The organism is Candidatus Tisiphia endosymbiont of Neophilaenus lineatus, assembly GCF_964264975.1.
GTDB lineage: Bacteria > Pseudomonadota > Alphaproteobacteria > Rickettsiales > Rickettsiaceae > Tisiphia.
Genome location: NZ_OZ183649.1, coordinates 1,255,696 through 1,267,646 on the forward strand (window position 1 = coordinate 1,255,696; position 11,951 = coordinate 1,267,646).

The window sequence follows — 11,951 nt, forward strand, 5'->3', positions numbered from 1 at the left end:
AGGAAGACGGAATACATCTCTACCTGGTAGTCTAGTATTGACATGTGAACCAGTGAAACCAAAAACAGTATTATTTTTTTTAAGATCCTTAATTACATCCGGAAGCTGATGATAAAAATTTCTATAGTAGTTATTAGCGTGAGTATAGCTGTGATTTCCTATTTCAATAAAAGGGTTTTTTTAGCTAGATCAACAGCTTTCTTTAGGCTAGGACTCGAATTATCATAATGTAATCCTACCATGAACATGGTAATGGGAGTCTTTTTTTGGGTCATGACATTAATAACATTTTCGGTTCCTCCAAGAGGACCATCATCTGATGTTATATAAATTGTTTTATTTGTATCTGCACATAATGCATAAGGTAGATTTACTATAGCTACGAAACAATATATTAGGAAGATTTTGGTTATTCTCATAAAAATATACCTGAGATTATATGATTAAGTAGGTTGCTTTTACCGTAAATAGAATTGTATCATTACATTACCAAGTATACCAAACTAAAAAATTGACAATTAACAATAAATATTTACTGGTAGTGATATTAATAGCGATGTAGTGATTCATTTGAGTATACTCAGGTAGAACTTCAAGAATTGGCATTTCCGCGACCAAAGGTATCCGCTGCCCCATTACTCATGTACACCTAGCAGCTCGACTTTGCTACGGCCTAGCTCTTCTTGAAGTTATACTATCGTTTACCCAACTCTTGAAATCATAGTAGTATATAATACCAATTGCAATAATTAACGCGGTGTATTTATCCAATCTCTATACATAATTGATTTTACTAAATCTACATTATGAGCAAGTTGATTCCAAGCGTAACAAGCCATAGTAACGATATCTTCATATACACCATAACATTGGTTAGACAAGAAATGGTTTTTGATCCATTCCCAAACTTGTTCCATTGCATTAAGTTCCGGTGCATAGGGCGGAAGCGGTATCAAAGTGATATTGCTTGGCACAGTTAGTTTTTTGGCTGTGTGCCAACCTGCATTATCCGTTAGTAAAGCTATATGTCGGTTGCCTTGAATACTGCGAGAAAGCTCTTCTAAGAATTTATTCATTGCCTGTGTGTTTGCATATGGTAAAATTAATGCAAAAGCTTCTCCTGTCTCATGGCAAGCAGCTCCGTAAATATATGTTGAAATAAATTGCTGTTGCCGAACTTTACGGGGTCTAGTGCCACGCTTAGCCCATATACGAGTTAAGCTACCTTGTTGCCCAACTCTAGTTTCATCCTGAGACCATATATCAACTTTACATCTATCGATATTTTTTGCTAATAATTTTGTTAACATGTCTGGAAAGTTTTTTTATATCTATTTTGAGTCTCTTGATTTGATTTTGGATGCATTGAACGAGAAGTAATCCAGCTAAAACCAAGGCGGTGCATAGTATTGTAGACTGTTTTTAAAGCACATTTAGCACCATATTCCTCAAGTAACATGATATGTAGCTCCTTTCCAGTTATATACCCACCAGTTTTACTTTCACTGAGCGTATTGATTTTATCAAAAATAGCAGACTCTTGTATACTGTTAATCTTCCTAGGGGCACCGCTTCTTTGTGATTCAAATAATCCTTCAAAACCATGATTCCTAAATCTTCTGAGCCATGATTGCACAGTTTTCCAGTGTGACTTCACTATTTCAGATATGGCTTTAAAAGATTTGCCTAATTGAAGGTGATACATCGCCAATAAACGTATACGATTTCGACCATGCGGCTCATGTTTCATCATTTTTATAAAATCATGACCTTCAAAACCTTGCGGTAATATTAACCTAGCTATTTGAGTACCTACTTATCAGTTAAAAACCCATTTTATAACACCGTGTTCATTATTGCAATTAGTATAATTTTGCTAAAGACAAATAATCTTGCGATGATAAATTTTCAGATCGAGAAGAATTATCAATCTTTAATTGAGATAACAAATCTTCTATGTGTGGGGTTAGTTTCTTCAAAGATGATTTAATCATTTTACGACGTTCACTAAAGGCTAGTTTGGTAATTAGTTCAACTTTCCCAATTAGTTCAAGTGTTAATGGATTATTAAAAGGCACAAGTCTAACTATTGCAGAGTGGACTTTTGGTGCAGGGTAGAAAGCTTGCGGATTAACATCAAAGCATTTTTCAACTGAACAAAGTAACTGACATATTATTGATAATCTGCCATAAGATTTTGTCCCAACTTTACCACATATTCGCTCTACAACCTCTCTTTGCAGCATTAAAGTCATACTACTTATTAAGTATGATTTTTTTAACCATTTTATGACTAACTCTGTACCTATTCGGTAAGGTAGATTTGAAATAATAGTTATTTTATCATGTGTTTTGTCATGACTTAAGGTTGATAGATCAAATTTAGAAGCATCTGAATGAATAATATGTAGATTAGGGTATAACTCTCTTATTTCCGTCAGTAACGGTATGCATCTAGCGTCAGTTTCAACCACAGTTAAAGATTTAGGGTTGTAAGAAAGGATAGCTCTAGTGAGTCCGGCTGTACCAGGACCAACTTCTAATATAGAGTCATTTTCTCGGAGACCACTTACGCGAACTATTTTATCACACAGACTACTATCAAAAATGAAATTCTGACCATATCTCTTAATAGGAACAATGCCATGTTGGCTGGCATGCTTGGCGATTGAAGGTAGTGTACTCAGATCATTCGAGTATATCACAAAGGTAACATTATTTTGATATATGCTTTCTTACGCATATCCTCAAAGTATTTTTGGGCTTTTTGTGACATTTTTTTATTGGTCAGAAGATTTACTACATAATTATTTTCATCTAGAGTAATATTAACTATCTTTTTATTACACATTAAGATTAACTTAAACCCATCTTGCATCTTGAAAACACTACTTTTCTCTCCTGTATTTAAATCCTTGAGAATTGTTTGTAGCGTAGAATCTAGAGTACTTAAATTTTGATTGACTATCTCTAACGTAGAAAAATCTTTATATAAAGATTCTTTGATATCGTGACAATTTGTAAGGCGTTTTTGTAACCCATACATCTTTTGCAAAGTTTTATCCTGTTTATCTTTTGAAGTAAAGATTTGAGCCGATACTTCTGCATCTTTTGAATTAGTCGCTAATATTATAGCATCAACTTCTTTTGCACTAATAGCAACTGATCTAGAAATACTAGATAAAATATTCATTTTGATAATTTCAGCACCAATCTGAGATTTAAAACTATTAATATCTACAGATTTACTCTTCAAAAGTTGCATTAATTGTCCTTTTGCCATTTTATTACGTTGCTCAATAGTCTCTATAGACTCATTTAACTCACTATCAGAACTTTTTTTACCGTTTACAGACTGATAAAGCAATAAATCATCAATCACGCTGTTAATTGCCATCTTGTCAATTTGCTTATCTGTTTGAGAATCAGGATTGTTAATATTGTTAAGTGCCATGATCATGTGTTTTCTAGCTAAAAATTCATGTAATGTAATTGGCTCATTATTAACTAATGCAACTATATTGGATAATTCTGCTTTCGCTATAGCTAGGTTAAAAACGATAGCAACTAAACAAAATAACTTCTTCATAATTTTAGACTCACATATTTAATATTTTTAAACCTATAGAAATAGTAGGTACAGCAGAATTCTTTTTTATTCCCCTACTACCATCTTCCATGTAGTTGTCTGAAAGTTTTCCGGTTATTCTAACACAATCATTTAAGTATGTCACTTGGATACTCTTAGAAAGAACATTTAGTTTGCTTTTTGGCCACTGTACTCTCATATCATAGACAACTGACCAATTTTCTGTTAATTGATAAGTGAGATTATAGTAGAATTGCTTTATTTTCTCATCAGTTAATTTATCTGTAAAATAATATTTCTGTAAATTTGAAATCTGAACCAATCCAGCAGTTAACTGAATTTTCTTAGAGTTAAGACTTCCACCTAATTCATCTCTAATTGGATCAAAATTTCTACTTTTTCTAAATCTATAGAATAGCTCTATCTTATCAGAAAAACTACTAGCAATTCTACCAACATTTTCGATACTATTAATAGAGTTAGTATTAATAGTAGTGTTATAGGTTTGTCCTAGAAATAAACTTGTATAATTCTCCTCCGATAGTATAGAAGAATTAACCCCATAACTTAATCTATTGCCAAATTCATGATAATCTATACCACTATAACGATTCGAATTGAATATATTATTTTCTGATAGTTCATATTTCGATGGATCAATAAAGGAAAATTTCTTATTATAATTATGTCTACGTCCAATAGTCACGGATATAATTGGTTCTACAAACAGGCTAGTTTTATCAAAAATTGTTCCAGCTAATGGATAACTCCAAATATTTTGGATTTCAGGTATATTTCTAGTTAGAACATGATTAGTCCTAGAATCATTTAGATATAGGTGATTAATAAAATATACATCTGATCTATTCCGTAAGGTAACATTAAATAAATGACCTGCCTCAGTTAAAAAATTATTATCCACTGCCAGTTGTAATGCAACTCGACCTAGTTCCTTTCCGCTTCTTTCTTTATAAATTAATGCATTATTCTCTACAACTAAGTTACTAGTTTCTTCGTCATTTAGAGGTATAACATTCTTAGTTCTAACCTTGGGGAAAATTAATGGATTCATACTACTAGAATCATTTGTTCCCAATCCCTCAAAATATATTCCTTCCGTCAATAAGTAATTATAATTATTGACATGCTCTAAATATAACTTAGACATCAAATACGGAGTATAATTGTTATAGTAATTTTTTAAATAAGCTTTATCAGAAGTACGTTGTAACCTAAATCCATATCTATAATCGTTTTTGATAAAATTACCATTGCTTAATAGATAATATGAGTTCACCTTACGGTTTTTTATCGTTACATCACCATTCTTTATGGAATATGGCACTTTACCATAATTAGCGTCTAAAGATATATAATCAGTTTTATTCAGTTTGTAACGAGCTTCTAGTTCAAGAATTTTATATATAATATTATGCTTTTGCCAAAAAATCCTAGGGGTTAGAGTAAAGTCTAGATTAGGTTTAGCTCTATAATATAGCGGTATTCCCAAAGCATTATCCAACACTCTAGGTATCAATATTCCCGATTCTGCGGAAGCCTTAGGTGTTGGATGAGAAAAATATGGTATATACAAGATTGGTACACCATATACCTCAAAAAATAGGTGATTATAAACTATTTTATTCTTATTAAGATATATCTCAGTATTTTTTGCAGAAACTTGCCAAATAGGTTTTTGGTTACATAGTATTTTGCATGGAGTAAAGGTAGTATTATGCAGACGAAAAACATCTTCATTTACTCTTTCTGCTAGTTTTGATACTAATAGTGTATTATCACCAAAATATAAAATAAAATCTGAGATTATCCCTGCCTTTAGTTTGTCTTTTAATATGACAAGATCTCCTAGAACAACTCTATTTTGCTGATCTTTAATTCTAATATCACCTTCAGCCCAAAGTTTATCTTGCCCTATATCATAAATCAAAGAATTAGCTGTTAGGAAGTAATTATCCAATATAACTTGAACATCGCCTTTAGCATAAATAAACTGTTCTTTTTGGTTATATTCAATATAATACGCTGATATAAAGCTAAATTGTTTGTTCATCTCTTGCTTATCAGCTATTGCAAAACCAAAAACCGATAACAAAGTAATAATAATCAATATATTGCAGAAAACTCGCATTAAAGATAACTTTTGAAGTGAGGGGGTATGTAAAATGCAGTCATTTAGTATCATAGTACTATATAACCAAGTGTGCAAGTTTAAGTATATAATAGTCCTCGATGTTCTAAGAGTGATGTTATCCCAGCGTAGGTAGCGGGATCTAAAAATGTTGATAGTCTTCCCAGCTGGTTTTTTAGACCTCTACTTTCGCGGGGGTGACAGCGAAGACTGGGATAACACCGAGGCTGCTTAAGTTAACAAAATTTGAACACTGAATTATATACTAAATTTGATATATTGATACGATAATTCGACGTTAAATAGTAGTAATTTTTAAAATTAGGCTGCAAGCTTGTAAAGTAAGAGATATAACCTTCAATTTACTTTCTATATCATCTAGCCTTTCAGGTTATTTTTTGAATCCCCACTATAGCTCAGATGATATCAGTAGTAGTTAAACGTAAGTTTTATATTAATTATTGACTGCGATTTTTAAACCGCCATGATCAAATAATACTTGACTAAATTAGTAGGGTATTATATAATAATGTTATTATAGTGGAGTTGTTTGTATGCAATTAACTACAAAGGGGCGATATGCTGTAATGGCTATCTTAGAAATCGCATCGCAAATGTTGGATATACCTGTTACCTTGGCTGAAATTTCGGTGAAACAAAATATACCGGTCAACTACTTGGAGCAAATTTTTGCAAAGCTTAAGAAAGCTAATATAGTTAGATCAGCGAAAGGTCCAAAAGGTGGTTACATCATTAATGAAAAATTAAATAATATCAAGATTACTGATATTATTGATGCGGTAGATGAGAATATTGAAATGACAAGATGTTTAAGAAAATCTCAGAATAGTTGCGTACCTAATAAAGTAAAATGTAACGCTCATCATTTATGGTTAGGTTTAAGTAAGCATATAAGGAACTATTTTGACACCATCTCTGTAGCTGACATGCTAGCTGATACACTAGATTAGCTCTAAAAGTTTTTGAAAATTATTTTAACTTATGTATTAGTGGACGAATAAATTATGTTATATATATGTTATATTTAGACCATAATTCTACTACTAACGTTCATCCTAAGGTTAAGGAACTTATGAAGAATTTGCTCGAAGAAGCATATAATCCGTCTTCTATTCATACCAAAGGGCGTTATGCTAGGAGTTTAGTAGAAATAGCTAGGGAGCAAGTTGCAAGATCTGTAGGCATTGACATAAATTCTAGAGAATATCAGGTTATTTTTACTTCCTCTGGCACAGAAAGTAATAATTTGTTGATGAATAGTTATTATGACGGAGAAATTTTTGTTTCTGGCATAGAGCATTTATCGATTTTTGATCACACTAAATATCGAGATAATATTAAAATTATCCGTGTTGATAGTGATGGCATTGTTGATATTGACCATTTAGAGCAATTATTATTGGCAAGTCTAGCTAGTAAAAAACTAGTTTCTGTGATGTTGGCTAATAATGAAAGTGGTGTTGTACAAAATATACAAGGACTGGTTAAAATTGCCCAAAAATATGGGGCAGTATTTCATAGTGATTGTGTTCAAGCAGTTGGCAAAATATCGGTCAATATTAAAGAATTAGCAGTTGATTTTGCTACTATATCAAGTCATAAATTAGGAGGAGTGCAGGGAAGTAGTGCGTTGATTGCTAAAGCAGAACATACGCTTAAAGCAATGATGATTGGTGGAGGGCAAGAGAGAAACATTCGCTCAGGTACAGAAAATGTACTAGCGATTGCTTCGTTCGGTCTTGTGTCATCAATAGCGACTGCAGAGATAGAAGATAGATACAAAAAAATGAAGAAATTACAGACATATTTGGAACAAAATTTGTGCAACTATAAAAATGTTAAAATAGTGTCGAAAGATGTTGAAAGATTACCAAATACCACGTTGATAATCGTACCTAACACTGATGCACAAACTAAATTGATAGCTTTCGATTTACGGGGTATAGAGGTTAGTTCCGGTTCTGCCTGTTCATCAGGGAAAGTTGGTAAGTCACATGTTTTATCGAGTATGGGGTTTAGTGAGGATGACACTAGGTCTTCGATTAGAGTCAGCTTTGATTATCAACAAACTATTGAAGATGTTGTGACATTTGTTAAAGCGTTTGAAGAAGTATACTCAAATGGATGAATTAGAAGAATTAAGACAAAAAGTAAAATTAAGTGATAAATCACTACCGATTTATATGGATTATCAATCGACAACTCCTATGGATTCAAGGGTCTTGGAATGTATGTTGCCATATTTTACCACTAAGTTTGGTAATCCACACTCTAGGAGTCATTCTTTTGGCTGGGAAGCCGAAGAGGCTGTGGAAAAGTCAAGAGAACAAATAGCAAAGCTTATTGGTACTGATCCTAAAGAAATTATTTTTACTTCTGGAGCTACGGAGTCTAATAATTTAGCAATAAAAGGTATTGCTAAATTCTATGGTAGTAAAAAAAATCACATAGTGACAGTGATAAGTGAACATAAATGCGTTTTAGATGCTTGTCGGCATTTAGAAAATGAAGGTTTTAAGGTAACATATTTGCCAATTCAGCCAAGTGGTTTGATTGATTTACAACAATTAAGAGATGCCATAACTGACCAAACTATGTTGGTATCAGTGATGGCAGTAAATAATGAAATAGGTGTCATCCAACCAATTAAAGAAATTGGTAAAATTTGTCGGGAATTAGGGGTATTTTTTCATTCAGATATCGCCCAAGGATATGGTAAAATTCCTATAGATGTTAATGATTGTAACATTGATCTGGCAAGTATTTCCGGGCATAAAATTTATGGTCCCAAAGGTATTGGAGCTTTATATGTAAGGAAAAAACCTAGAGTACGATTGATGCCAATTTTAAATGGTGGTGGGCAGGAAAGAGGCATGCGTTCTGGAACTCTACCAACCCCTTTAATTGTTGGACTAGGTAGTGCTAGCGAATTGGCTCTATCTGAAATGGCAAAAGATGCTAAACATGTAGAAGGGCTTTTTGATAGATTTTATAATAATATTACTAAACAAATTGCTGATGTCTATCTAAACGGTGATATCAATAGGAGATATAAGGGAAATCTAAATCTCAGTTTTGCTTATGTGGAAGGTGAGTCTATGATACTATCTATTAAAGATTTAGCCGTTTCATCTGGTTCGGCTTGTACCTCATCTTCGCTAGAACCGTCATACGTGTTAAGAGCTATGGGGGTTGATGAAGAAATGGCACATACATCGATTAGGTTTGGTATTGGTAGATTTACCACTAAAGAAGAAATAGATTATGCTGTAGAGTTAATAAAGTCAAAAATTAACAAGTTAAGAGAACTAAGCCCTCTTTGGGAGATGGTTCAAGAAGGAGTGAATTTAAAGCAGATTAAATGGGCGACACATTGATGTGTCATTGTTGTGCAGTGTTTCAACGAGAACGATGTCATTCCCGTGTAGGTGGAAATGACACTGATGTTGCTTAGATACTTATCACTTAATTATTATAATACAGATAGGAAATAAAATGGCATATAGTCTAAAAGTACTAGATCACTATGAAAATCCGCGTAACGTGGGGTCATTAGACAAAAATAACGCATATGTTGGTACAGGTCTCGTGGGAGCTCCTGCCTGTGGTGATGTAATGAAGCTACAAATTGAAGTTAGTGAGGATGGAATTATTACAGATGCAAAATTTAAAACATTTGGTTGTGGTTCTGCTATTGCTTCAAGCTCTTTAGTAACTGAATGGGTTAAGGGTAAATCTCTTGATGAGGCTGGTAGTATAAAAAATACTGAAATAGCTAAGGAATTATCTTTGCCACCAGTAAAACTCCATTGTTCTTTATTGGCAGAAGATGCCATAAAAGCGGCAATAGCTGATTATAGAACTAAAAAACCATAAGTAGCTATTATGAAAAATGTTATGTCATTGACTGATGCAGCAGCCCAGCAAATAAAGAGACTGATAGACAAACGTAATAGACCGTCTTTTGGTATTAGGATTGGCGTAAAGTCTGGTGGTTGTTCCGGTCTATCTTATTATGTAGAATATGCGGATGTCAAAAATAAGTTTGATGAGGTGATAGAAGATAAAGGTGTACGAATATTAATTGACCCAAAAGCTCTAATGTATCTTCTAGCCAGTGAAATGGATTATGTAGAAGATAAGTTTAAATCCGGGTTTACTTTTAATAACCCAAACGAAAAAGGTAGTTGTGGATGTGGAAAATCGTTTAATATATAAGAAAATATTTCTGTTTTTATAAAAAATGCCGTAAAACCCCATATGTCTTTAGCGTGTAGAATGTAAGACGTTACTCACCTTGAGTTTCATCTTTCGAAACTCTACTTCTGCTGGTGATTTGGACAATGATGCGGTACTCGAATCCGTAGCGGAATTAGAGTACGCTGCGGTTCGAGGTAAAGCGTCTCCTTCAAATCCCTCAGCATAAGCGAGTTTCGAAAGAGGTCTAATACCAATTGCAATAATGAACACGGTGTATTTATCCAATCTCTATACATAATTGATTTTACTAAATCTACATTATGAGCAAGTTGATTCCAAGCGTAACAAGCCATAGTAACGATATCTTCATATACACCATAACACTGGTTAGACAAGAAATGATTTTTAATCCATTCCCAAACTTGTTCCATTACATTAAGTTCCGGTGCATAGGGCGGAAGCGGTATCAAAGTGATATTGCTTGGCACAGTTAGTTTTTTGGCTGTGTGCCAACCTGCATTATCCGTTAGTAAAGCTATATGTCGGTTGCCTTGAATACTGCGAGAAAGCTCTTCTAAGAATTTATACTAATTGCAATAATTAACACGGTGTTAATTATTGCAATTGGTATAACATGATATGTAGCTCCTTTCCAGTTATATACCCACCAGTTTTACTTTCACTGAGCGTATTGATTTTATCAAAAATAGCAGACTCTTGTATACTGTTAATCTTCCTAGGGGCACCGCTTCTTTGTGATTCAAATAATCCTTCAAAACCATGATTCCTAAATCTTCTGAGCGATGATTGCACAGTTTTCCAGTGTGACTTCACTATTTCAGATATGGCTTTAAAAGATTTGCCTAATTGAAGGTGATACATCGCCAATAAACGTATACGATTTCGACCATGCGGCTCATGTTTCATCATTTTTATAAAATCATGACCTTCAAAACCTTGCGGTAATATTAACCTAGCTATTTGAGTACCTATTTATCAGTTAAAAACCCATTTTTTAACACCGTGTTCATTATTGCAATTAGTATTATCTCCTAGCTTGCAGTATCTTTTAGTTCTTTTATTCCTGTTCTAAACATTTGCACCTTTTTTCTATTTACAGTTGTGATCTTTAAACTGCTCTGTTCTAGGTTTGGAAACTTATTATCTTGACATAATAGGAGTTTAGGGATATAGTATACTCTTTGTAAAAATTTTCAATTTTAAGATGTGTTATAAAAATGAACACACTATGCTATCTAGGATTCAAGTATACTCGAATGGTCTTACGAATTGAAAATGAATTAGGAACGCACTCAGCGTACTTTGGTACGTGAATCCAATAATATCTCAAAAAGCAATTCTTTAAAACAGAAGAGTATATATAGCACCCGTAGCTCAATTGGATAGAGTATATGACTACGGATCATAAGGTTAGGGGTTCGACTCCTCTCGGGTGCGCCATTCTCCGATTTCAGTGCATTTTACGAATGCGTCAAACGGTGGACGTAGCATAAAGTCTAGCTTTCCGTCTTTTAATTCTAGGTTCGCAAATACTAAATTCATCAATTTACGTTTTCCTTCCGTAGTCGAACCTTTAAAGGTTTCTAACGCTCCGGAAGCCAGTTCTACTAGGTTAACCAAGCATTCTAAAAATTTATCATCAGCATAATTATGGTTTTCTATTTCTCTCACGATATCTTCACGTTTTTGTATTAATCTCTGACGCTTTTCTTCATGATATTCCTTGCTAATATCACCATCTAAAAATAAATCAGTTAACCTATCCATACGATTTTTGATCTTAGTATGCTCAGTATGTAGCTCTCCTATACGCATTTTATGAAAACCTTGCTCTATTTTTACTGAGCTTTTAATATAACTAATTACTTCAGAATGCAATTCAGGCTCTAAATGGAGTGTTGTTAATACTTTTTCTACTTTTTGTAGTATTATTTTTTCTTTCACTTATATCCTCCTATCAGGTTTATTTGA

At 33.2% G+C, this 11,951-nt stretch carries 13 protein-coding genes, 1 tRNA gene and 1 pseudogene; 6 read left to right on the top strand and 9 right to left on the bottom strand.

The window, feature by feature from the left end; translation table 11 throughout:
• Positions 1 to 158: 158 nt before the first annotated feature.
• The 6 genes from ACFE3K_RS07275 to ACFE3K_RS07300 all read right to left on the bottom strand — a co-directional run bounded on the left by ACFE3K_RS07275 (position 159) and on the right by ACFE3K_RS07300 (position 5,738).
• Positions 159 to 419, bottom strand: a complete 261-nt coding sequence (locus ACFE3K_RS07275) for a polysaccharide deacetylase family protein (RefSeq protein WP_375358811.1) — start codon at positions 417 to 419, stop codon at positions 159 to 161.
• 330 nt (positions 420 to 749) lie between these two features.
• Complete coding sequence (locus ACFE3K_RS07280) at positions 750 to 1,310, bottom strand: IS630 family transposase (protein WP_375358812.1); 561 nt, start codon at positions 1,308 to 1,310, stop codon at positions 750 to 752.
• Positions 1,304 to 1,753 (bottom strand): helix-turn-helix domain-containing protein, encoded by a 450-nt coding sequence (locus ACFE3K_RS07285; protein ID WP_375358813.1) that lies wholly within the window; start codon positions 1,751 to 1,753, stop codon positions 1,304 to 1,306. The genes ACFE3K_RS07280 and ACFE3K_RS07285 overlap by 7 nt, the downstream gene beginning before the upstream one ends.
• A 109-nt stretch (positions 1,754 to 1,862) precedes the next feature.
• The gene (rsmA, locus tag ACFE3K_RS07290) at positions 1,863 to 2,687 is read right to left on the bottom strand and encodes a 16S rRNA (adenine(1518)-N(6)/adenine(1519)-N(6))-dimethyltransferase RsmA (protein ID WP_375359520.1); all 825 of its coding nucleotides are present in this window, start codon (positions 2,685 to 2,687) and stop codon (positions 1,863 to 1,865) included.
• 14 nt (positions 2,688 to 2,701) lie between these two features.
• Positions 2,702 to 3,589 (bottom strand): SurA N-terminal domain-containing protein, encoded by an 888-nt coding sequence (locus ACFE3K_RS07295; protein WP_375358814.1) that lies wholly within the window; start codon positions 3,587 to 3,589, stop codon positions 2,702 to 2,704.
• Positions 3,590 to 3,599: 10 nt separating this feature from the next.
• Entirely contained in the window at positions 3,600 to 5,738 is a 2,139-nt protein-coding gene (locus ACFE3K_RS07300; RefSeq protein WP_375359521.1) for an LPS-assembly protein LptD, read from the bottom strand.
• 554 nt (positions 5,739 to 6,292) lie between these two features.
• On the opposite strand from ACFE3K_RS07300, the gene ACFE3K_RS07305 reads away from it, so the two are divergent.
• The 5 genes from ACFE3K_RS07305 (at position 6,293) to ACFE3K_RS07325 (ending at position 9,977) form a co-directional block, all read left to right on the top strand.
• Positions 6,293 to 6,709 carry an Rrf2 family transcriptional regulator gene (locus ACFE3K_RS07305; RefSeq protein WP_342271091.1) on the top strand — a complete coding sequence of 139 codons (417 nt, stop codon included), beginning with the start codon at positions 6,293 to 6,295 and terminating at the stop codon, positions 6,707 to 6,709.
• Positions 6,710 to 6,774: 65 nt separating this feature from the next.
• Positions 6,775 to 7,887 (top strand): cysteine desulfurase family protein, encoded by a 1,113-nt coding sequence (locus ACFE3K_RS07310; protein WP_375358815.1) that lies wholly within the window; start codon positions 6,775 to 6,777, stop codon positions 7,885 to 7,887.
• A complete protein-coding gene (locus ACFE3K_RS07315) occupies positions 7,880 to 9,136 on the top strand; it encodes an IscS subfamily cysteine desulfurase (RefSeq protein WP_375358816.1) in 1,257 nt (418 codons plus the stop codon). Before ACFE3K_RS07310 ends, ACFE3K_RS07315 begins: the two co-directional genes overlap by 8 nt.
• A 118-nt stretch (positions 9,137 to 9,254) precedes the next feature.
• Entirely contained in the window at positions 9,255 to 9,635 is a 381-nt protein-coding gene (gene iscU / locus ACFE3K_RS07320) for a Fe-S cluster assembly scaffold IscU (protein WP_341748354.1), read from the top strand.
• Between the two features lie 9 nt (positions 9,636 to 9,644).
• Positions 9,645 to 9,977: a HesB/IscA family protein gene (locus ACFE3K_RS07325; protein WP_342259904.1), complete on the top strand. Its 333-nt coding sequence runs from the start codon at positions 9,645 to 9,647 to the stop codon at positions 9,975 to 9,977.
• A gap of 101 nt (positions 9,978 to 10,078) precedes the next feature.
• Here the strand turns inward: ACFE3K_RS07325 and ACFE3K_RS07650 are convergent.
• Both ACFE3K_RS07650 and ACFE3K_RS07340 read right to left on the bottom strand, forming a co-directional pair.
• Positions 10,079 to 10,531: pseudogene (locus ACFE3K_RS07650) on the bottom strand (transposase); the annotation flags it as partial.
• A 43-nt stretch (positions 10,532 to 10,574) separates the two neighbouring features.
• Entirely contained in the window at positions 10,575 to 10,889 is a 315-nt protein-coding gene (locus tag ACFE3K_RS07340; RefSeq protein WP_375358818.1) for a helix-turn-helix domain-containing protein, read from the bottom strand.
• 454 nt (positions 10,890 to 11,343) lie between these two features.
• Between ACFE3K_RS07340 and ACFE3K_RS07345 the strand changes: the two genes are divergently transcribed.
• Positions 11,344 to 11,420, top strand: a tRNA-Arg gene (locus ACFE3K_RS07345).
• Here the strand turns inward: ACFE3K_RS07345 and ACFE3K_RS07350 are convergent.
• Positions 11,391 to 11,924, bottom strand: coding sequence for a hypothetical protein (locus ACFE3K_RS07350; protein ID WP_375358819.1), 534 nt, complete (start codon positions 11,922 to 11,924; stop codon positions 11,391 to 11,393). The two genes, ACFE3K_RS07345 and ACFE3K_RS07350, sit on opposite strands and share 30 nt — an antisense overlap.
• Positions 11,925 to 11,951: the final 27 nt, after the last annotated feature.